The 20,159-nt window shown below is 41.3% G+C and carries 22 protein-coding genes and 1 riboswitch; of the genes, 6 read left to right on the forward strand and 16 right to left on the reverse strand.

What is annotated here, in order from left to right:
* Positions 1 to 10: 10 nt before the first annotated feature.
* From NKR21_RS19620 to cidR, 4 genes are all read right to left on the reverse strand, one after another.
* Positions 11 to 391, reverse strand: a complete 381-nt coding sequence (locus tag NKR21_RS19620) for a nuclear transport factor 2 family protein (RefSeq protein WP_253602554.1) — start codon at positions 389 to 391, stop codon at positions 11 to 13.
* A gap of 127 nt (positions 392 to 518) precedes the next feature.
* Positions 519 to 1,187 carry a thiamine phosphate synthase gene (thiE, locus tag NKR21_RS19625; protein WP_012011688.1) on the reverse strand — a complete coding sequence of 223 codons (669 nt, stop codon included), beginning with the start codon at positions 1,185 to 1,187 and terminating at the stop codon, positions 519 to 521.
* On the reverse strand, positions 1,184 to 1,999 hold the full coding sequence (gene thiM, locus NKR21_RS19630; RefSeq protein ID WP_012011689.1) for a hydroxyethylthiazole kinase: 816 nt from the start codon (positions 1,997 to 1,999) through the stop codon (positions 1,184 to 1,186). Before thiM ends, thiE begins: the two co-directional genes overlap by 4 nt.
* 17 nt (positions 2,000 to 2,016) lie before the next feature.
* On the reverse strand, positions 2,017 to 2,904 hold the full coding sequence (gene cidR, locus NKR21_RS19635) for a cidABC operon transcriptional activator CidR (RefSeq protein WP_012011690.1): 888 nt from the start codon (positions 2,902 to 2,904) through the stop codon (positions 2,017 to 2,019).
* A 165-nt stretch (positions 2,905 to 3,069) separates the two neighbouring features.
* On the opposite strand from cidR, the gene NKR21_RS19640 reads away from it, so the two are divergent.
* Both NKR21_RS19640 and NKR21_RS19645 read left to right on the forward strand, forming a co-directional pair.
* Positions 3,070 to 3,453 carry a CidA/LrgA family holin-like protein gene (locus tag NKR21_RS19640; protein WP_012011691.1) on the forward strand — a complete coding sequence of 128 codons (384 nt, stop codon included), beginning with the start codon at positions 3,070 to 3,072 and terminating at the stop codon, positions 3,451 to 3,453.
* Positions 3,447 to 4,127: a CidB/LrgB family autolysis modulator gene (locus NKR21_RS19645; protein WP_012011692.1), complete on the forward strand. Its 681-nt coding sequence runs from the start codon at positions 3,447 to 3,449 to the stop codon at positions 4,125 to 4,127. The genes NKR21_RS19640 and NKR21_RS19645 overlap by 7 nt, the downstream gene beginning before the upstream one ends.
* A 37-nt stretch (positions 4,128 to 4,164) precedes the next feature.
* Here NKR21_RS19645 and NKR21_RS19650 read toward each other — a convergent pair whose 3' ends face one another.
* Positions 4,165 to 5,346, reverse strand: a complete 1,182-nt coding sequence (locus tag NKR21_RS19650; RefSeq protein WP_144455277.1) for a class I SAM-dependent rRNA methyltransferase — start codon at positions 5,344 to 5,346, stop codon at positions 4,165 to 4,167.
* 117 nt (positions 5,347 to 5,463) lie between these two features.
* Here NKR21_RS19650 and NKR21_RS19655 point away from each other — a divergent pair, with 117 nt between their 5' ends.
* Complete coding sequence (locus NKR21_RS19655) at positions 5,464 to 5,847, forward strand: glyoxalase GlxA (RefSeq protein WP_012011694.1); 384 nt, start codon at positions 5,464 to 5,466, stop codon at positions 5,845 to 5,847.
* Between the two features lie 79 nt (positions 5,848 to 5,926).
* On the opposite strand, the gene NKR21_RS19660 is transcribed toward NKR21_RS19655, so the two are convergent.
* The 3 genes from NKR21_RS19660 to NKR21_RS19670 all read right to left on the reverse strand — a co-directional run bounded on the left by NKR21_RS19660 (position 5,927) and on the right by NKR21_RS19670 (position 8,130).
* Complete coding sequence (locus NKR21_RS19660; RefSeq protein ID WP_088002532.1) at positions 5,927 to 6,655, reverse strand: amino acid ABC transporter ATP-binding protein; 729 nt, start codon at positions 6,653 to 6,655, stop codon at positions 5,927 to 5,929.
* Positions 6,652 to 7,296, reverse strand: a complete 645-nt coding sequence (locus NKR21_RS19665) for an amino acid ABC transporter permease (protein WP_041816038.1) — start codon at positions 7,294 to 7,296, stop codon at positions 6,652 to 6,654. The genes NKR21_RS19660 and NKR21_RS19665 overlap by 4 nt, the downstream gene beginning before the upstream one ends.
* Before the next feature lie 69 nt (positions 7,297 to 7,365).
* Positions 7,366 to 8,130, reverse strand: coding sequence for a transporter substrate-binding domain-containing protein (locus NKR21_RS19670; RefSeq protein WP_058013371.1), 765 nt, complete (start codon positions 8,128 to 8,130; stop codon positions 7,366 to 7,368).
* 527 nt (positions 8,131 to 8,657) lie between these two features.
* Between NKR21_RS19670 and NKR21_RS19675 the strand changes: the two genes are divergently transcribed.
* Entirely contained in the window at positions 8,658 to 9,743 is a 1,086-nt protein-coding gene (locus tag NKR21_RS19675) for a Rap family tetratricopeptide repeat protein (protein ID WP_088002537.1), read from the forward strand.
* 19 nt (positions 9,744 to 9,762) lie between these two features.
* Positions 9,763 to 9,903: a hypothetical protein gene (locus tag NKR21_RS19680; RefSeq protein ID WP_162900864.1), complete on the forward strand. Its 141-nt coding sequence runs from the start codon at positions 9,763 to 9,765 to the stop codon at positions 9,901 to 9,903.
* A gap of 48 nt (positions 9,904 to 9,951) precedes the next feature.
* On the opposite strand, the gene ywaC is transcribed toward NKR21_RS19680, so the two are convergent.
* The 5 genes from ywaC to NKR21_RS19705 form a co-directional block, all read right to left on the reverse strand.
* Positions 9,952 to 10,584, reverse strand: coding sequence for a GTP pyrophosphokinase YwaC (gene ywaC, locus NKR21_RS19685; protein WP_065097768.1), 633 nt, complete (start codon positions 10,582 to 10,584; stop codon positions 9,952 to 9,954).
* A gap of 94 nt (positions 10,585 to 10,678) precedes the next feature.
* Positions 10,679 to 11,692, reverse strand: a complete 1,014-nt coding sequence (locus tag NKR21_RS19690; protein WP_012011699.1) for an ABC transporter permease — start codon at positions 11,690 to 11,692, stop codon at positions 10,679 to 10,681.
* A complete protein-coding gene (locus NKR21_RS19695; protein ID WP_144455274.1) occupies positions 11,689 to 13,185 on the reverse strand; it encodes a sugar ABC transporter ATP-binding protein in 1,497 nt (498 codons plus the stop codon). Before NKR21_RS19695 ends, NKR21_RS19690 begins: the two co-directional genes overlap by 4 nt.
* 69 nt (positions 13,186 to 13,254) lie before the next feature.
* Positions 13,255 to 14,373: a sugar ABC transporter substrate-binding protein gene (locus tag NKR21_RS19700; protein ID WP_012011701.1), complete on the reverse strand. Its 1,119-nt coding sequence runs from the start codon at positions 14,371 to 14,373 to the stop codon at positions 13,255 to 13,257.
* 169 nt (positions 14,374 to 14,542) lie between these two features.
* A riboswitch (SAM riboswitch) is annotated at positions 14,543 to 14,652 on the reverse strand.
* A gap of 115 nt (positions 14,653 to 14,767) precedes the next feature.
* Entirely contained in the window at positions 14,768 to 16,195 is a 1,428-nt protein-coding gene (locus tag NKR21_RS19705) for a right-handed parallel beta-helix repeat-containing protein (RefSeq protein ID WP_144455272.1), read from the reverse strand.
* 366 nt (positions 16,196 to 16,561) lie between these two features.
* Here NKR21_RS19705 and NKR21_RS19710 point away from each other — a divergent pair, with 366 nt between their 5' ends.
* Complete coding sequence (locus NKR21_RS19710; RefSeq protein WP_003215056.1) at positions 16,562 to 17,653, forward strand: branched-chain amino acid aminotransferase; 1,092 nt, start codon at positions 16,562 to 16,564, stop codon at positions 17,651 to 17,653.
* Positions 17,654 to 17,971: 318 nt separating this feature from the next.
* Here the strand turns inward: NKR21_RS19710 and NKR21_RS19715 are convergent, their stop codons facing one another.
* The 3 genes from NKR21_RS19715 to NKR21_RS19725 all read right to left on the reverse strand — a co-directional run bounded on the left by NKR21_RS19715 (position 17,972) and on the right by NKR21_RS19725 (position 20,140).
* Complete coding sequence (locus NKR21_RS19715) at positions 17,972 to 18,370, reverse strand: hypothetical protein (RefSeq protein ID WP_088002550.1); 399 nt, start codon at positions 18,368 to 18,370, stop codon at positions 17,972 to 17,974.
* Between the two features lie 118 nt (positions 18,371 to 18,488).
* On the reverse strand, positions 18,489 to 19,817 hold the full coding sequence (locus tag NKR21_RS19720; RefSeq protein ID WP_144455270.1) for a 6-phospho-beta-glucosidase: 1,329 nt from the start codon (positions 19,815 to 19,817) through the stop codon (positions 18,489 to 18,491).
* Entirely contained in the window at positions 19,814 to 20,140 is a 327-nt protein-coding gene (locus tag NKR21_RS19725) for a PTS lactose/cellobiose transporter subunit IIA (protein ID WP_012011706.1), read from the reverse strand. The genes NKR21_RS19720 and NKR21_RS19725 overlap by 4 nt, the downstream gene beginning before the upstream one ends.
* Positions 20,141 to 20,159 lie beyond the last annotated feature (19 nt).

The following is a 20,159-nucleotide window of genomic DNA, read 5'->3' on the forward strand; positions in this document are numbered from 1 at the left end:
AGCCGGCTTTTTAATAGCGCTGAAATAACTCTGGAATTTTCGGTACGTTTTCTAAATAAACGATCTTTCCTTTGTCGTCTAGTTCTGCAATATCAATTCCTTCTGCTGTATAAACACGGCCATCCGAAAGTTTTCCACACACGGCCCAGTTGGTTTCATACTTGCCATCTTCTCTTTTTTCCCATCCATCCCACATATGTTTGATGTCTTCATGCACGTGGAAAAATGTGTTTAAAAACTGTGTAAACGCTTGGATACCTGGCTTCTCTGCACCATTTAAGACAATCATGACATCGTCAGAAAACAATGCGAGCAAATCATCCATTTGTTCTTGCCCTTTTCCAGCTTCATCGTAGCGGCGAAAAACATATCGAGCACTTCCATTGTTCATTCTCCTTTATTTACCTGTCATTTCGATAAAAATCGAACAATTTGATTGTACACAATTGTTTCTCACCTGTCTATTATCCCCGAAATCAAAAAAGACATGAATTGAGTCAATCCATGTCTCTTCCGTATTAAAGTAATGCTTTTTCTGATGTAACAAGTGCTCTTAATTCTTCTGCTGCTTTCTTAGGATCAGCGCTCTGGCTAATGGCGCTGATGATGCTGATACCATCTGCTCCTGCTTGTATGACTGGTGCTGCATTATCGTATGCGATACCCCCGATGCCAACAATCGGAATATGAAGTCCATGATGACGCACTTCAGTGATCAATGAGACTCCTTGGACACTGCGTGTATCCTTTTTCGTTTCTGTTGGATAGACTGGACCCATGCCGACATAATCTGCACCGTCTTTCATGGCTTGTTTCACTTCGTCTAGGTTATGCGTAGATACACCTAATATTTTATCCCCGATTTTTTGTCTGACGTCTTCTGCATTTGTATCTTCCTGTCCAACATGTACGCCATCTGCATCTAGATCTATCGCTAGTTGCACATCATCATTTACAACAAACGGAACATTCGCTTCTTGGCAAAGTACTTGAAGTTGACGAGCCAATTGTTTCTTCTCTTCTCCTTGCAAGGCTCCCTCGCCCTTTTCTCGAAATTGAAACATGGTGATTCCGCCTTGAATCGCCTCTTTTAACACATCAAGCGGTTGCCGGCTTGTATTCGCTGTTCCCATAATAAAATAAACCGATAATTGCTGTTTGATTTGCTGTTGATCAGTTTTTGTCATGTGACATTCCTCCCTATTTTCCCTAGCGTCAACACATCATTGCCAGTTGTGTGTGAGAGTGCATTGAGCAATTCCATTTGAAACGTACCTGGCCCTTTATTCTGGGTGTACTGAGCTGCCTTTTCAGCTGCGACACCATAAAACAATAGAGCAGCTGCCGATGCGTGAAGCGGCCTTTCACCTGCTGCACAAAATGCCCCGATAACAGACGTCAGTAAACAGCCTGTTCCCGTCACCTTGGTGAGCCATTCATGTCCATTATGAATAGACAACACGTCCTCTCCATCTGACACTACATCGACTTCCCCTGTAATCACCACAACCGTCTGAAGTGTCTTCGCTGCTTGTTTGACTAGTGCCGATACATCTCCGTTGGCCGCTTTCGCATCCACGCCTTTTGACTCCCAGCCATCCACTTCAAGTAAATGAGCAATTTCTGCAGCGTTCCCTCTGACAACGGTTATGTTCACTTGCTCTAACAGCTGTTTTGCCGCTTTCAAACGAAACGTTGTCGCACCAACGCCGACAGGATCTAATAGAACAGGTATCCCCTTTTTATTAGCAGATTGTCCAGCCAGAATCATGGACTCCACCGTCTCCTTGGTCAGTGTGCCAATATTTAGCACAAGCGCATCGGCTAATTGCGCCATTTCTGCCACTTCTTCTTTGGCGTTTGCCATGACCGGCGAAGCGCCTAAAGCAAGCAGACCATTCGCTGTAAAGTTCGTCACGACTTGATTGGTGATATTATGAACAAGTGGATTTTCCGCTCGAACCTTCTCCAATAAATGAGATGCGATGCTTGTTTTCATCCGTATCGTCCTCCCTTTTACTCTGCTCCCCATACATAGGATTTCGTATGTTTTAACCATTCTCTTGCCGCAAACGACAAATAGCGATCCTTTCGCCAAATGACTCCTAAATGCCACGGGATCGATGTATTTAAGGAAATGACTTTCACCTTTTCAGGATCAAGATCACGGCAGATCCGCTCAGGCAGAAGGCCAATTCCCAAGTTCTCGGCTACCATCTCACTAATGAAATCCCATTGAGATGTCTCATAAATGACATTGGGTCGGAAGCCCGCATTCATACATTCATTCAATATCCGGCTATGCAGAACAAAGTCTTCTCGAAAGAAAATAAAAGACTCTTCCTTTAAATCAGCTAAATCAACTTTATCTCGACCTGCCATCGGATGTGATGGATGCGTCACGAGCTTCATGTCCTCTTTAATAATGGTGTACGTATGAAAGATTTTATCATTTGCAGGCAGAACAATGACACCAATATCTAACGAACCATCTTCGACCCCTTCCTCTACTTTAATAGAGCCGTGTTCCACCAATTGAAATGTGACATCTGGATACTGCTGGCGAAATTCTCCCATGACATTCGGGAAAAAACTCGATCCAATCATCGGTGGCAGCCCGATGCGAATATGCCCTTTTTTGACATTCATTAAATCATTTAGCTCGCTTGTTAAATTTTGAAATGATTGTGTGATTTCACTCGCCTGGGTATACATCGTTTGTCCAGCATCTGTCATTTCAACCTGTCTGCCATTCCGATAAAATAACTGCACCTCTAGCTCATCTTCAAGGTTTTTGACCATCTTGGATATGGTAGGCTGCGACACATAAAGAGATTGTGATGCTTTTGTGAAGCTTTTTAACCTTGCCACTTCTAAGAAATATGTTAAATGTCTAATGTCCACATGACTCATCCTTCCTATAGACAAAAGGAATACTAATTATTCGATATATGTATTTTACCTATAACTGAACGTGCTGTACACTTTAAAGTAAGCTAATCAATTGGAACGTTGTCATGTTTTTGTGAAACAGTGAACAATTTATATAGAAAAAGGAGTGAACAGAAAGTGAAATTGCTCAAAACGCCGCTGATTGCTGTCCTTCAGATTATGGCTTTGTTTGTTTTTGCGAAATTGATGAATGTGCTCGCGGCCTTTTTGCATTTAAGAATTCCGGGCACGATATTAGGCATTCTGGTCATTTTCTTATTACTTCATTTTAAAATTATTCAATTAAAATGGATTGAACTTGGTGCCGTCTGGCTGCTCGGAGAACTGCTACTATTCTTTATCCCGTCCGCCGTTGGTGTTATTGATTATGGAACATTGCTTTCTCAATCTGGTACAAGTATTGTCCTTGTCGTCTTACTGAGTACCTTTGTCGTCATGCTCTCGACTGGTATCATGACGCAAATGATTGCGAAAAGAAAGGAGCGAAAAAAGCTATGTTAGTTGGCGTACTATTTTTGATCTTAACAGTTCTTTTATATCTCGGATCAAAAGCGGTATATAAACGACACCCGAAGGTCTATGTCTCACCGTTACTTGTGACACCGCTTGTCCTTGTCGTCTTGCTTTTAATCGTCAACATTCCTTACGACGCATACAATCAAGGCGGGAAATGGCTCACGAATATGCTTCAGCCTGCGACTGTTGCTTTTGCCATTCCCCTCTATAAGTATTTTCACATTCTGAAGAAGCATGCAGTGGAAATTATTTTGAATGTGGCTTGCGGTTCTGTCATTGCCATCCTATCTACGGCATTTATCGCGAAGTTGTTCCACTTGGATACAGGCCTTATTGAAAGTCTTGTCCCAAGGTCGGTCACAACGCCAGTGGCGATGAGTGTGTCAGAAATGATTGGCGGAATGCCGTCCGTTACGGCAGTATTCGTCATTTTAACCGCACTGTTTGGGTCAATCATCGGTCCAATGATCATTCGTTATTTCCGTATCGATAATGACATTGCCATGGGCGTCTTGCTTGGTACAGGTGCACACGGGGCAGGAACATCAAAGGCATTTGAAATGAGCTCCGTCTCAGGGACGATCTCAAGCGTATCCATGATTATTTCAGCCATCATTACTTTATGTGCAGCGCCTATCCTCATGTCGTTTGCCTTATAAAAAAAGCCATTTCCTTTATCGGAAAATGGCTTTTTTCTTATGCTTGTATGAAGACAACCTTTAAATAATTTCCTTCAGGATAATTTTTCGTCGTACGGAAATCCTCAGGAAGTGTATATTCTTCAAGGATACGATAGGTTTGGCCTGATTCTTTAAAGGCCTGCGCAATAAATCCTTTGAATTTCTTCATACCAAATGCACTGCTATTCGTTGATGCCACAATGACGCCGTTCTCAGCGGTGATTTGGATGGCTTCTTTTAATAGCTTCTTATAGTCCTTCGCTGCACTGAATGTGTGTTTTTTCGTGCGTGCAAAGGAAGGCGGGTCTAATATGACAAGATCATAGGTCCATCCTTTTTTCGCAGCAAACGGAAAATACTTAAAGACGTCCATAACTTTAATATCTTGCCCATCCACATCTATATCATTGACTTCAAACTGTTCAGATGTTTTTTTCAAACTGCGGTTTGCGACATCTACACTTGTCGTCCGGCTCGCTCCGCCAAGTGCTGCTGCTACAGAGAAAGCACCTGTGTAAGAAAATGTATTGAGCACGGTCTTTCCTTTTGCATAACGATCTCGAATTGCTTTTCTCACATGACGTTGATCAAGAAAAATACCTGTCATCGCACCATCATTTAAGTAAACCGCTATGTTCATACCATTTTCTTTGACGATAAGAGGAAATTCACCTTTTTCTCCCTTTACAAAATCATCATCTTCTATATACTGTCCCGACGTATCAAATCGTTTCTTTTCATAAATGCCTTTATAGTCTGGATATACATGCTCAAGTGCAGCCAATACTTCCGCCTTGAATGTATACACTCCTTCGCTATACCACTGTATGAGATAGAAACCGTCATAATGATCAATCGTGAATCCACCAATTCCATCTCCCTCTCCGTTGAACACACGGAAAGCAGTCGTCTGTGCATCACGAAATAAATGCGTTCTGCTTTTCGCTGCCTGCTCAAGCTTGGAGACAAAAAAGGCATGGTCTATTTTTTCGTTGGCATCAAAAGTAAGTACCCAGCCGATCCCTTTATTTTGCACACCATAATATCCTTTTCCTAAAAAGGCGCCTCGCTCATCCACCCATTCAATCAGTTCGCCTTCTTTCACACTGCTTACATGCGATACAGCATCTTTAGAAATGAGCGGATATCCTTTTTTGAGTTGTTCTGCAAATGTTTGTTTTAATGAGATTTTTTTCATTTGTGTCATCCTTATCCTAAATTGACTCTCTCTATCCTATCATATGAATGTATACGTTACTTCTATTATGATAAGATGAGGAGAAAAATATCAACACACCATAGAGGAGGCTCTTTTTTGACGACATTACGATTAGATCATACAGGTATTATGGTTTCCAATATTGATACGTCCATTGATTTTTATGAAAAAGTCGTGGGCATGAAATTAAAGGATCGCATCACTCATACAAACGGAGTGATTGAGCTTGCATTTCTCGGCTTTAAAGATGAGGCAGAAACGGAAATTGAGCTCATCCAAGGGTACAGTAGCGATCTGCCATCTGAAGGAAAAGTACACCATCTTGCCTTTACAACAGACAATATTCATGCTGAATTCAATCGTATTCAAAAGCTGCAAATTGAATTGATTGATGAAGAAATTACGACATTACCAAATGGATACTGCTACTTCTTTTTCAGAGGGCCAGACCAAGAATGGATCGAATTCTTCCAGCGCTAATATTTCCTAGGAAATGGGGCCGATTCCCTTTATGCCCCATAAAAAAGAGTAAGAGCATCCATATGCCCTTACTCTTTTTTTATAACACCTTACTAAGAAATGATTTTGTACGCTCATGCTGCGGGTTTCCAAAGAGAGCTTCCGGCTTGTCTTCCTCGACAATATATCCGCCATCCATAAAGATCACGCGGTCTCCAACCTCTCTCGCAAAGCCCATTTCGTGTGTGACCACAATCATCGTCATGCCTTCGACGGCTAATTGTTTCATCACTGCTAATACATCTCCGACCACTTCAGGGTCAAGAGCAGATGTCGGTTCATCGAATAATAACACTTTCGGGTCCATTGCCAAGGCTCTAGCAATGGCGACACGCTGTTTTTGTCCACCAGATAATTGGTTAGGATAGCTTTTGGCTTTGTCTTTTAAGCCTACCTTTTCAAGCAGGTCCATCGCTTTATCGACTGCCGCCTTCTTGTCGGTGCCTTTTACCTTCACCGGTGCGATCGTGATGTTTTCTAAAACGGTTTTATGAGGAAATAAATTAAAGTGCTGAAACACCATCCCCACTTCTTGTCGTACTTTATTGATATTCACCTTTGGATCTGTAATCGTATGTCCGTGGACAACAACTTCACCAGCCGTAATATCTTCTAATTTATTGAGACATCTTAGAAACGTGCTTTTGCCTGACCCAGAAGGTCCAATGACACACACTACTTCTTTTTCTTCGATGACTGCATTAATATCCTTTAACACTTCGTGATCTCCAAAGGATTTCTTTAAATTTTTCACTGTAATCATACTCATTTGATATCAAATCTCCTTTCTGCATAGCTAGCCAGTAGAGAAAGTAAATAAATGATCACGAAATAAATGATACCGACAATGAGCCAGACATTCAAAGGATCAAATGTTGCCGATGCTTGTACTTGACCCCGCTGCATAATATCGGCGATTCCGATAATTGATAAGAGAGACGTGTCCTTCAAACTGATAATGGCTTGGTTTGTAATTGCTGGAAGCATACGGCGAAATGCTTGCGGAAGCACGATAAAACGCATGTTTTGTCCCCCTGTAAAACCTAAGGAACGTGCAGCTTCTGTTTGTCCTTTATCAATGGACTGAATCCCAGCACGAATAATTTCTGAGAAATAAGCCCCTGCATTAATTGCTACTGTAATAATCCCTGCCGGCACTCGATCAAGCGATATGAATTCAAGTGTATTCAAACCAAAGTAAATGAAGAATAGCTGTACGATAAATGGTGTGCCTCGAATGGCATTGACAAAGACAAGCGCGATGAAATTTAAGATTTTAAAAGGTGATAGACGGAATAATGCCACTATTAAACCGATGATAAACCCTAAAATGATGGCAACAACAAAGATATATAAAGTGGTTTGCAACCCATCCATTAAATACGGAAATGCATTAACAATCGTGTCCATGTTTCTCCCTCCCTAATTCACATACGGCGTATCATAAAGAAAGCGCGCTCGGAGCGCGCCTCGCTAGTGTTATGACTTCAAATATTTATCAATAATCTTGTCATATTCACCGTTTTTCTTTAGGTTCTCTAGACCTTTATTGATCTTTTTCAATAGATCTTGGTTTTTCCCCTTCATGACAGAGATACCATACTGGTCGCCATTCAATCGGTCTCCAACTGTTTTCAATTTTAAATCTTGTTGTGCGATTGCATACGTAATGACAGGATAATCCTCAATTAAAGCATCTGCATTTCCGTTTGAAACTTCTTGGAACATCGATGGGCTGTCGTTAAATTGAACCACTTCATACCCATATTTATCTGCGTTATCCGATGCAAATTTTGCACCCGTCGTCCCATTTTTAACAGCTAGCTTTTTCCCCTTTAAATCATCAATTGATTTAATGCTGCTGTCTTTTTTCACAACAACTGTCAGTCCAGCGTCGAAGTATGGGTCTGAGAAATCTACCTTCTTCTTACGCTCATCTGTAATACTCATTCCGCCCATCCCTACATCAAGCTGGCCTGCCTGCATTGCGGGGATAATGCCTGAGAAATCCATAGCTTCCAGCTTCACTTTGAAGTCTTGGTCTTTCGCGATGGCGTTAATTAGATCTACGTCAATCCCTTCAGTTTTACCGCCCTTTTCAAATTCAAACGGCGGATATGTTACATCTATCCCTATTTTATATGTGTCTTTGCCTTCTCCCGAACCACTGTCCGATTTTGATCCACAGGCTGCCATGACGAGCACAACTATGAGTCCCATGATCAGTAACATCGATTTTTTCATAAAACACGACCCCCTATTGTCAGTTTTGTCTAAATATTCGCAATACCATTAATAATATACCACGCTAAATCTATAGTGTGTGATATTTTTTATCAATACCAAAGATCCATACAATCCTAGATCAATAGTCTCTTTAAATTTTACTTTTTTGCGAATAACTCATTTTATTCTAAAAGAAAAGCAATTCACAATCATGATGTGAGATAATCTCACAAAAAACGAGATATCACCTTGAAAACCGCCGTTTTTTCTAACATGCGAAGATAGACGTTTGAATGGCTTTCTTCTCTCTATTGATATTGCAATATATTTTTTCTAATATCCTCTTTTTACCTAAAAATATGTAAGCGTATACAAAAAGACACCTAATCCCTATTTCTTTCACAACTGGTTGAATTTACATCAAAAAACATGTTTTACAAATTGCGAGAGAGCGCTTAAAATATAAGAAGATACTGAATATGGAAAGTGAATTCAGATGAACGGAAATCGAACTAGAGTGATAGATGAAGAAAGGAGGATATAAATTGTCAGAAACAGGTGTTTTGTCGTCCGTTGATGTAGCGAATATGTTAAATGACTGGTATGTCATGATGAAAAAAAGAGAAATACAAGGTGCGATCCAGCTAAAGGAAGAGATTCTTCAAGCGTTTGATCACATGGAAGAGAATCAAGACGTCTTACTTTACTATCAATTGCTAGAGTACCGTTTTAAAGATCTCATCGAAGATACAGCTTCGTTGGATCATAGTCTTTTTGTTGATGAAAATGCAATCCGTACAGATGACATGCTCAGCTACTATTTCTATTTCTTTAAAGGGATGTATGAAATGCGCAGAGGCAATCAGGATACGGCATTTCACCTTTTAAAATTGGCAGAGGATAAATTAGATCTCGTCCACGATGACATTGAGAAAGCAGAATTTCATTATAAAACAGGCTGTCTTTACTATAATATAAGATCCACGCTCCTCTCCATACACCACTTGAAAATGGCTTCATCTATTTATGACGCAGATCCATGTTATGTAAAAAAGTCAATCAGCTGTCAAATGATGCTCGCTTTGAATTATGCTGATCAATCAAAATATGATGAGGCAGAATCATTATTTGAAGAAGTGATTCATTCACTAGAACAAATGGAAGACCCAGATTTACTTGGTCATGCGTATTGCAATGCTGCTTTTATTAAAAGTCTTAGAAATGAATACAGTGAAGCTGTGCCGCTCCTAGAAAAGGCTTTATTGATCGAGACATTTGAAACGTCTTCTCCAGGCGGCTACTTACTTGCCATGTATGCCTACACAAAAGCACTATTCAAGCTGAAAAAGCCTGGTTTGTTCCACTACTATGTACAGCTTTCACTTCAAAAAGCAGAAAATTTAAAACAACGAAACATTTCACTTAAATTATCTATTTTAGAAACACTTATGCTTCAGCAAGACAACATGATAGAGCAAATCAAGTCTTATTGTGATCAATTAGAATCTATGAATTTTCTTGTCGATCTTGAAGCCATCTGTCAGGATGCAGCTGCTTACTTAACAGATCTTGGACTTCATGAAGAATCTACTTATTTCTGGAACAAGGCGTTATCCTTAAAAACTTGTTAAGAATATGGAGTGATGTATGATGAAAAAATGGCTTATCACAACTGCGGTTTTGACACTCTTGATAACTGGTGCTTCCATTGGCGCTTCTATCCAAAAAGATAGCCAATCTGCACAATCTCAAGATATGATTCAAAAGAGAGACCGCGGTACCAATCCTTAAACATGTTAAAGAGCAGCTGTGAATATCGCAGCTGCTCTTTTTTATGCACTAATCAATTTCTCGTTTAATATTTTGCATTTTTTCATCTAAGTAATGGGCTATATCAGCCGCTTCCTTCAGTTCATCGGTTAGCTGATGAGGAACATCGTTTTGCAATTTATAATAGATTTTATGTTCAAGACTCGCCCAAAAATCCATCGCTATGGTCCGCACCTGAATCTCAACCTTCACATGCTCCACACGATTCGTTAAGTACACAGGAATCTCCACAATTAAATGAAGACTTCTGTAGCCATTTGGTTTTGGATGTTGAATGTAATCTTTCACTTCAAGGATTTTTAGATCCTCTCTTTGCCTCAATACATCGATAATGTTATAGATATCTTGAATAAAGGAGCAGATGATGCGGACACCTGCGATATCATGAATATACTCCTTGGCACATTGTGTTGTGATGTCGCATCCTTTTCTTGCTAATTTATTTACAATGCTTTCAAAGGATTTGATCCGTGATTTTGTATGCTCTATTGGATTGTGGCCATGGATTAAATTATATTCTTGGCTAATGATTGAAAACTTCGTATCCATTTCATCTAATGCAAATTTATATACTAATAATTCATTTTTCCAGTCTTCCATGACGTTTTTCAAATCTTCTACATGAGTTGCTGACATATTCATTTCTTTTTGTCATCTCCTTTTGGGAAACGGCGGCTGCACCGCTTTCCGTTTACTAGACGGAGACGAGACTCGAAAGGTTTTAAAAAATACATCGTCAGCCTCGCTGTTTGTAATACGTCAACGCTAGCGCAAGCGCGAGTACAGAGCCTTTCACAATATCCATCGCGTAATAAGGGACAGACATCATCACAAGCCCATTTTGCAAAATTCCGATGAGCACAGCCCCAATAAAAGTACCAAATGCATTTGGTTTTCCTGCTCCCATGACGGAAAAACCGATAAAAGCTGCTGCTACGCCATCCATTAAATAAGGTGTGCCTGCATTTATTTCCGCTGTCATCACCCTTGATGCCAGCACAATACCACCGATTGCTGCAAATAAAGCCGAGAGCAGATATGCCGCGATTTTATATTTATTTACATGTATCCCGGACAATCGAGCCGCTTCCTTATTCCCACCAATGATGTACATAAATCGTCCGTGCTTTGTGTAGGTCATGAAAATATGTGCAAATAGCACAATCACTGCCATTAAGAGAATAATATATGGCACCTGTCCGATTTTGCTAAAAAAGGCGGGAATTGTACCCGTTGAGAATGTACCGTCAGGCAGCACCATGTTTTCAGAAATGGTCGCCCCTTTCGTATACGTCTGAGCCAATCCTTGAATGATAAACATCATGGCTAATGTCATGAGCATATCTGGAATTTTCATTTTGACAATCATCAAGGCATTGAGTAAACCAACAATAAGGGCAGCCGCTAGCGCAGAAAGGATCGCAATCAGCGGGTTTTGCGAAAACCACACAAACATAGAAATCACGATTGCATTTGATAACGTTGCGACTGATCCGACTGATAGATCAAAGCCGTTGACTGCCAATGAGATGGTAAGGCCCACCGCAATAATGGTCACAATCGAGATAGACCGTAAGATATTGATGATATTCCCTGTTTGTAAAAACGCTGGATTCGCTGCCGCAAATACCACAATCAATACAACAATGGTTAAAATCGTGCCATATCGATAAAAGAAATCAAATAGATGAAAGGATGGCCGCTGTTTTTTCGTTTGCTGCACAGGGGCTAGAATTTGTCGTTCAGTCATGATTGTCCTCCTGTTGAATGATATAAAAGCTCTTCCTCAGTCGTTGGGGCCGTCATTTCCCGGGCAATGCTGCCATCATACAGCACATAGACGCGGTCTGCGATCCCTGCAATCTCCGACAGCTCACTTGACGCATAAATCACAGATTTCCCGCGGGCGGCAAGCTCTGCAATCAGTGTGAAAATATCTTTTTTCGCTCCAACGTCAACACCTTTAGTTGGTTCATCAAAGAGATAGACATCCGCCTCAGCCAGCAGCCATTTTCCAATGGCAATCTTCTGTTGATTTCCACCGGATAGATGCTTCACCTTTGCTTCAAGAGATGGGGTTCTCACACCAAGTCGCTTGACGATTTCGTCTGCTTTCCGCTTTTCCTTTGAACGATGTAAGAAGCTGAACACACGTGAGAATGAACGAAGATTTGCTGCTGTTAAGTTCCACCCCACACTCTCTTCTGTCAGAACCCCTTCCTTTCTCCTTTCTTCTGGCACAAGGGCCATTCCAGCTCTCACAGCTTGATGAGGCGATGTGAAGCGTACGGTTTGACCATGAAGTTGTACAGTCCCCGTCGTTTTTTCTGAGGCGCCGAAAAGTGCTTTACATAATTCCGTTTTTCCTGCACCGACAAGGCCTGCAATTCCGAGAATTTCTCCCTTTTTCACATGAAGATGAATGTTGCGTAATTTATGCTGGTCGTTTAGCTGCTTCACTTCAAGGACAATAGGTGCGTCTTTCAAAGGTGTACGAAGCGGGAATTGCTCCTCTAATGGCGCTCCTAGCATTTCTTCAATGATCTGCTGGGGATTTGTATTTTGAACAAGATGAGCTGCGACATCGGTTCCATTTCGCATCACTGTCAGTTCATCACAAATGGTGAAAATTTCAGGCATGCGATGAGAGATAAACACAATACCCGTTCCATTCTGTTTCAGCCGATCAATCATCGAAAATAACTTGTTTGTTTCTGTATGACTAAGCGGGGCAGTTGGTTCATCTAAGATTAAAATGCTGCATTTGATTGAAACAGCCTTGGCAATGAGCACCATCTGTTTTTCCGCAAGGGACAGATCACTCACAAGGCGTTTTGTGGAAATGTCGATGTCCAATTCTTCTAATCGGTGAGCTGCCTTACGGTGTAGCTCTTTCCAGCCGACAAATGTTTTTTTCTCAAGCTGATGCATCATCATATTCTCTCCAACACTTAAATAAGGAACGAGAGCTGTATCCACTTCTTGATGAACCGTCTGCACACCATATGAGGCCGCATCCTTTGGGGTTTGAATTGATGCCGCCTGACCATTGATTTGGATGCTTCCTTCATAATGGGAATGAGCGCCAGAAAGAACTTTCATTAACGTGGACTTCCCAGCACCATTCGCTCCAATCAGTGCATGAACTGTCCCTTTTTCTAATGTGAAATTCACTTGATCTAACGCTTTTACTCCTGGGAATTCAATCGAAATATGCTTCATACAAACTAACGGCGCTGTCATAGGTGTCCTCCTTCTCATGATCATCATCTGAAAAACGAAACACCCTCTATAGAAGAGAGTGCACGACGTTTATTTTGTATAATGCTTCTTCAAGGTCTTCATCCAATCTTCTTCAAAGGCAGTTGATGAGCCGAATCCCTTCACTTCGTCTGCAAGATTGACCATATTGATGGCTTTTCCTGATTGTTGAAGCTGTTTTTGTGAGATGAGAGAGGCCTCAAGGTCATAGGAAGACGGGGTTTTCTCGCCCGCTATTTTCTTCGCAAGAATTCTCACGTCAACTGCGCCAATGAGCTTCGGATCAACTGCTGCTGTGTACTTCCACGGACTGTCTTTTGCTGTCATTTCTTGAAGATCAGCATTTGACACATCAATCCCATAAATCTTCACTTCTGTTCTTCCTGCTTCCTTTAGCGCTCTTGCTGCGCCAATGGCAAAGGCATCCCACGTGGCAAAAATAGCATCAAGTTTACCCTTTGGATATTTATTTAGCATCGCTGCCACTGCATTTTGTGTTTGAACAGACGTATCAGAGGAGGCAATACCAAAGCGGTCAAGTTCCTTGATGCCTGAATGTTGTTTGAGCGTTTCTTGATAAACCTTGTTCCGTCTCACCATTGGCGGGAATCCATCTACCCAGAGGTACGCAATATTGGCTTTTCCTTTAAAATCAGACACGAGTGCGTCTAGTGATTTTTTCGCTAATTGTTCGTCATCTTGAGACGTCACTGTAACCCCTTTGATGCCTTTCAGTTTAGGATTTGAATCGAACGCTACGACCGGAATGCCCTTTGCCGTAATCTTTTTCACGTCAGCGACGGTCGCCTCGTCGTCCCCATGAGAGATGATAAAGCCATCATAATTTTCTTCCAGCGCCTGAGAGATGGCGTCATGGAACTTCGCTGTATCTCCATTTGCGGTGTAGACATCAACCGTAAAGCCAAGCGCTTCACCTTCTGCCTTTGTCCCAGCTAAAAACTGTGCTGTATGATCATCTCCGCCGATTTTACGGATGACTTTAATTTTTGCTCCCTGTCCCTTTGCGAATCGCTTCGGTACATTGTCAAAAGAGACTTTTTCATTCGCATTTGCCTTTGAGCCCGCACTCGATCCAGTGCCGCAGCCTGTTAATAGGACAGTCAATACCGTTAATAATATAAGACTAGATGTAAAATACTTACGCTTCATTGCTGTTCCTCCTCAAGTTGTTTTTATTTTTCACATCGGAAAACTAGGTAAAAATGTGGGGAAACGCCAGTAAACTGTTCTTCCTTTTGAAAAAGAGACGACAAAAAGCCTCTCTTAGAAAGAGAGGCTTGATCACCGTTGCATGAAACATGTATCGGGAATTCTTCCTCTCTTATCTGTCAAAGCTGTCACAGCTTTGCAGGAATTAGCACCAATTTCTATAGTAGAAACGGTTGCCGGGCGTCATAGGGCCAGTCCCTCTGCCTCTCTTGATAAGAGATCCGTTATGAAATTTTGTTTTCGTTGAAATGTCTTCTTTACTTTAATGTGATGTCACATCAATGTCAATGATTTTTTTGAAAATTTAAAACAATGCGTTTGCGTTCACACATGCTTAATTTCCGATGATTTTCTTAGCAGGTGATGACTTCTTCAGGCGAAAATCATATTTTTTCTCATTCACAAATTGTGGATTGAGGTGTGCTGATCCTTTATCTTGTCCGCTTTTAGAGAGATACGTTTTGTAGCCCTCCATCCATTTCCCGCGCCATACCCACTGTGATGCCTTCGCACCTTTGCGGTCATCATATACGTTCTTTTGGAAGATATTCTTTTGATTCACTCCATAAAGATTCACGACTAAGTAATGCGAGGCACTCGCTGTCATGATATTGCTCGTGATTCGATTGTTCACGGCTTGATATTGCATCAACAATTGGCCGCCTTCTAAGCCAGCTGTGTCATTTTTGTATAAAATATTATGTGAGATCGTCGTATTTGTTGTTCCGCCTCGCTTTTTATCATAACCGCCAATTGAAATGCCTGTATAACGGTTCAAATACACTTGATTGTGTTCAATGCGAATACGATCTGCCATTTTTCCTTTATGTTCACTTGTGACTTCAATTCCAAGGTCATTGTGATGTGTGATATTATGGTCAATCACAATGTCCTTCCCGCCATCCACATAAATGCCACCAGCGGAGATGTCTTTGCCATAGGCTGGATTTCCTACACTCGTAATCTCGTACACTTTGTTTCTTGATACAACACCGTTTCTGACTTGATCGTACTTTTTAGAAGGTGCTACGTTCTCAAAACCAATTAAATCAATACCTATATTATCCGTGTGGCGAACCGTGTTATGTGTCACACGAAACTTAGTGACGTTTCCATTGAGCACAAGCGCTTCACTGAAGCCAAGCTTTAATTTTTCAACAGTGTTTCCTTTGATTTCAATATCTTCAATGGCCGCTGGAGCTTTTGTTCCATAGACCGCAATACCGTGCGCATTCCCATTTTTGTGTGTCGTCTGAATGTCATACACTCGGTTGTTGAGAAGTTTGACGCCTTTCCCGCTTCCTTTGATGAAAATACCGACTGGGGTCAGGTCTTCTTTATTCGTCTTGAGATGTCCCACCGTCAGACCTTTGAGGGTAATGTAACTTTTTTGATCGATCGTGACAAGACCGCCATCTGCTTGATTTCCTTTAAGTGAAGCCCCGCTAATAACAGGTTTTTCTTTTCCATAAGCTTGAAAGATAACTGGTGCTTTCTTTGTACCTGAATGGCGGAAAATCAATTTCTCTTTATATGTGCCGCCTCTCACGTAAATGGTTGTCCCAGCTTTCGCCATACTTGCCGCTTTTTTCAGCGTGCGAAAAGGTTTTTGCTTCGTTCCTGGGTTTTTATCGTTTCCGTTTGTCGCTACGTGATAGGCTATGCTTTGCTTAGCGCCAGCCTCCTCCGTCATCGCTTGACAGCCGAAGCTGATGACGGTCATGAATAAAATAAGTAAAATACCTGGTATCGCTCGTTTCATCTTGTTGTTTGCTCCTTTCACTTCTATTTTCTTTATCGGTTAAAAAAAAGAGGATTAAAATATGAGAATGCCCCTTGCAATGTACTGGTCAAAAGGTGTATGGTTGAAAGAATATCTTACAGGAAATTTATCCGCTTTTAAATTGTCAGATTAATCAGTTAATAATGTATTTGGATTATATTTCTTTATTAAAAAGGGGTGACATGAGGCAGACTGACGGCAGAGAGAAGGAAAGCGCTTTAACAGATTTTTCTTGTCTGAATTCCAGAAAACCTATTGCTAATATTTTGTGAAGGTATAGAATAGAATCATAATTATTTCATATTATTAGAATTTTCAAATAATCAAACAGCAAGGAGATTTACGATGCCAAAACAACCCATCCGCGTTGAACTTAGTTCAACAAAAAAACCAAAACCTCAATCTGATCAACTTGAATTCGGAAAAATCTTCACAGATCACATGTTTGTGATGGATTATTCCATTGATCAAGGCTGGTATGACCCAAGAATTATCCCTTATCAGGCTATTCCAATGGACCCAGCTTCGATGGTCTACCATTATGGGCAATCTGTTTTTGAAGGCTTGAAGGCTTATGTTTCCGAGGATCAGAAAATTCTCTTATTCCGTCCGGAAAAGAACATGGAGCGCTTAAACAGATCCAATGACCGCCTGTGTATCCCGCAAATTGATACAGAAACGGTTTTAGAGGGCTTAAATGAACTCATTCGCATTGATAAGGATTGGGTACCTGATGCAGAGGGCACTTCCTTGTATATCCGTCCATTCATTATTTCCACTGAGCCGTATTTAGGCGTTGCACCGTCAAGCACGTATAAGCTGCTGATTATCCTATCTCCAGTGGGATCTTACTATAAAGAAGGCATCCATCCAGTCAAAATTGCCGTTGAAAACGAGTTTGTCCGTGCCGTTAAAGGCGGAACAGGAAATGCCAAAACAGCTGGAAACTACGCCTCAAGCCTTAAGGCACAGCAAGTGGCTGAAACGAAAGGTTTTTCACAAGTTCTTTGGCTTGATGGTGTTGAGAAGAAGTATATTGAAGAAGTCGGAAGTATGAATATCTTCTTTAAGATCAATGGGGAAATCGTGACGCCTGAATTGAACGGCAGCATTTTAGAAGGCATCACCCGTAACTCTGTACTTGAGCTATTAAAACATTGGGGAATTCCAGTGACAGAGCGTAAAATTTCGATTGATGAGTTAATTGAAGCACATCAATCAGGTGAGCTTGAAGAAATCTTTGGAACTGGAACGGCGGCCGTCATCTCTCCTGTCGGGGAATTAATTTATCACGATCAGCCATATGTGATTCAAGATGGTCAAACAGGTGAAGTATCAAAGAAATTGTATGAAGCCATTACTGGTATTCAAAAAGGCACACAACCAGATATCTTCGGCTGGACAGTAGAAGTCGACTCGGTCGTCAAACAAGCTTAAACATGTAAAAGAACCTTTCAATCATGAAGGGTTCTTTTTTTGTTTATTCACCTCTCCAATATACCTTATAATGGTAAATACATATGATTAAGGAGAGTGATGGTATGTTTTTTACTTATCTACTAGCGTTCATTGGGATCTGTATCGGTTCAATGATCGTCGCTACTGGTTTCGACGATTCACCGTTTCACACCCGTGTTCTATTTAAGTTTCTCGGAATTTCTATCCTTGTTCTTTCTATTACTTTTGTAAAGGTTAGACGAAAGAGGTTACGTGGCAAAAAGACGAAATAGCCTTAGATATCCAGTCAGCCTTCTATCAAATCGTACACCAAAACAAGACAGATACACCCACAATCGCCCCTGCATATATCCACTGTTTCCATTTGATGCTCCTCTTTTTTTCGATCAGTAAAAAGATCTCTGGTAAAAAGACGATGATAATTTCTATGATAAAAACAAGATAATAAACAAACGGCATCGGCTGAAAATCAAAGTCTCTTTCATCTCCACCAATTGTGGCGAAATACATCAACAGGTTGGTTACTGGAATGGTAAAACAAACGAGCAGGCGAAGAACATAAATCCACACATACTGTCTATGACGAATAAGACCAATAAATGAAGCGATGATGCCATACAAAAACAAGACCACTGTGCCATAACTCAACAGAGGTTGAACGACAAAGCCGTAAAGCATTAAACCAATTGCAACCATACTCAAACCGTCCTTTCTTTGAAGCCATACATGTTGTTTTTTACTATCATACACTTCTTTTTTGAATTTCTATATGGTGCAATGATAAAAAAACGACCCCATAAAGGGGCCATTTGTTTTATGCTTTAACTGATTTGAAGAATTGCGGTAAATATTCACGATGCGCTTCGAGCATTTCATCTAAAATTTGCTTTGCAATTTCGTCAGATGGGACAAGCGGATTGATCGTCATTGCTACAAGAGCCGTCTCGTAATCTCCTGTGACTGCCGCTTCTGCTGCCACACGCTCAAATGATTTGATTTGTTGAACGAGCCCTCTCACAGCTACAGGCAGATCACCCGTCGCAATTGGTTTTGGTCCATCCTTGGTGATGATACAGTTCACTTCAACCGCTGAATCAGCCGGAATGCTGGCAATGGCCCCTCTGTTCACTGTATTGACTGGTTGGATGTCATGCTTATCATTATAGATGGAGCTGATTAAGTTACATGCCGCATCACTGTAGTACGCCCCGCCTCTTTTTTCGAGTTGCGGAGGTTTAATTGATAAATCGGGATCTTTATAGAGCTCAAATAATTCGTGCTCGACCTGCAACACAACCTCTGCTCTTGTTCCTTTTTCTTGGGCTGCCTTTTGCTCTTCTTCCAGCATATCTTTTGTTTTATAGTAATAGCGGTGATACGGGCATGGGATGACTCCTAAGCCTTTCACAAAAGAAGGTTCCCAGTTTTTCGCTTCAATGTTCTTCATAGACCACTGACTATTCGGATTTCCTAATTCATCGAGCACTTGATCCATAATGCTGACCCCGTCTAAATACACGTCTAATCCATAAACCATGTGGTTGAGGCCTGCAAACTGTACCTCGATCCGTTCAACATCCACCTCAAGCGCCTTGGCAATCCCCATTTTTATCCCAATTGGAACATTGCATAGTCCGACTACTTTTTTTAGATTCGTATAGCGCAGCACAGCTTCTGTGACCATCCCTGCTGGATTTGTAAAATTCACAAGCCATGCATCTGGACAAAGCTCTTCCATATCCTTCACGATGTCGAGAATCACTGGAATGGTTCGAAGACCTTTAAATAAACCGCCTGGTCCGTTCGTTTCCTGACCGATGACGCCGTATTTCAGCGGGATTCTCTCATCCTTTGCACGTGCTTCAAGCAACCCTACACGAAATTGTGTTGTCACAAAATCTGCGTCCTTCAGGGCCTCCCTGCGGTCAAGCGTCAGGTGTACTTCAATCGGTAGCCCTGCTTTTTCGACCATGCGTTTCGCAAGAGCACCCACAATGTTTAACTTTTCCTGACCCACTTCAATATCCACTAGCCATAATTCCTTTACTGGCAATTCATGATACCGTTTGATAAATCCTTCGACAAGCTCAGGCGTATAGCTCGATCCTCCGCCTATTGTGACAATTTTGATTCCTTCTTTCATGAATTGACACCTCCGAGTTGCTTCATTTTTTCATGGAGCTCGATGATTTCCGCCGCAAGCTCCTTGACAGTCATTGCGTTCATGAGATGATCCTGTGCATGGATCATTAAGAGACTGATGTCGGTCTTTTCTCCTCTAATTTCTCCTTGGATCAGCTCTGTTTGTGCGTGATGCGCCTCATTTAACGCGTCTTGTGCTTCCTGCAATTTTAGCTTCGCCTCATCAAAGTTTCCTTGCTTTGCACATGTAATGGCCTCCATCGCTGAGCTTCTGCCATTCCCGCCGTGTAAGATGAGTTGAAACACAATTTGTTCCATTTCCATCGGCCGCATCCCCCTTGTT

It is taken from the genome of Bacillus sp. 1735sda2, assembly GCF_024159245.1.
Classification (GTDB): Bacteria; Bacillota; Bacilli; order Bacillales; family Bacillaceae; genus Bacillus; species Bacillus pumilus_O.

What these genes read in the sequence shown, in the direction of transcription:
- NKR21_RS19645 (WP_012011692.1), top strand. Translation starts at nt 3,447, where the DNA reads ATGTTAGTTGGCGTACTATTTTTGATCTTAACAGTTCTTTTATATCTC.
- NKR21_RS19700 (WP_012011701.1), bottom strand. Translation starts at nt 14,373, where the DNA reads ATGAAGCGTAAGTATTTTACATCTAGTCTTATATTATTAACGGTATTG.
- NKR21_RS19690 (WP_012011699.1), bottom strand. Translation starts at nt 11,692, where the DNA reads ATGACTGAACGACAAATTCTAGCCCCTGTGCAGCAAACGAAAAAACAG.
- NKR21_RS19670 (WP_058013371.1), bottom strand. Translation starts at nt 8,130, where the DNA reads ATGAAAAAATCGATGTTACTGATCATGGGACTCATAGTTGTGCTCGTC.
- NKR21_RS19660 (WP_088002532.1), bottom strand. Translation starts at nt 6,655, where the DNA reads ATGAGTATGATTACAGTGAAAAATTTAAAGAAATCCTTTGGAGATCAC.
- NKR21_RS19705 (WP_144455272.1), bottom strand. Translation starts at nt 16,195, where the DNA reads ATGAAACGAGCGATACCAGGTATTTTACTTATTTTATTCATGACCGTC.
- NKR21_RS19620 (WP_253602554.1), bottom strand. Translation starts at nt 391, where the DNA reads ATGAACAATGGAAGTGCTCGATATGTTTTTCGCCGCTACGATGAAGCT.
- NKR21_RS19680 (WP_162900864.1), top strand. Translation starts at nt 9,763, where the DNA reads ATGAAAAAATGGCTTATCACAACTGCGGTTTTGACACTCTTGATAACT.
- NKR21_RS19715 (WP_088002550.1), bottom strand. Translation starts at nt 18,370, where the DNA reads ATGGTTGCAATTGGTTTAATGCTTTACGGCTTTGTCGTTCAACCTCTG.
- thiE (WP_012011688.1), bottom strand. Translation starts at nt 1,187, where the DNA reads ATGACAAAAACTGATCAACAGCAAATCAAACAGCAATTATCGGTTTAT.
- ywaC (WP_065097768.1), bottom strand. Translation starts at nt 10,584, where the DNA reads ATGAATATGTCAGCAACTCATGTAGAAGATTTGAAAAACGTCATGGAA.
- NKR21_RS19710 (WP_003215056.1), top strand. Translation starts at nt 16,562, where the DNA reads ATGCCAAAACAACCCATCCGCGTTGAACTTAGTTCAACAAAAAAACCA.
- NKR21_RS19720 (WP_144455270.1), bottom strand. Translation starts at nt 19,817, where the DNA reads ATGAAAGAAGGAATCAAAATTGTCACAATAGGCGGAGGATCGAGCTAT.
- NKR21_RS19650 (WP_144455277.1), bottom strand. Translation starts at nt 5,346, where the DNA reads ATGAAAAAAATCTCATTAAAACAAACATTTGCAGAACAACTCAAAAAA.
- thiM (WP_012011689.1), bottom strand. Translation starts at nt 1,999, where the DNA reads ATGAAAACAAGCATCGCATCTCATTTATTGGAGAAGGTTCGAGCGGAA.
- NKR21_RS19665 (WP_041816038.1), bottom strand. Translation starts at nt 7,296, where the DNA reads ATGGACACGATTGTTAATGCATTTCCGTATTTAATGGATGGGTTGCAA.
- NKR21_RS19725 (WP_012011706.1), bottom strand. Translation starts at nt 20,140, where the DNA reads ATGGAAATGGAACAAATTGTGTTTCAACTCATCTTACACGGCGGGAAT.
- NKR21_RS19695 (WP_144455274.1), bottom strand. Translation starts at nt 13,185, where the DNA reads ATGACAGCGCCGTTAGTTTGTATGAAGCATATTTCGATTGAATTCCCA.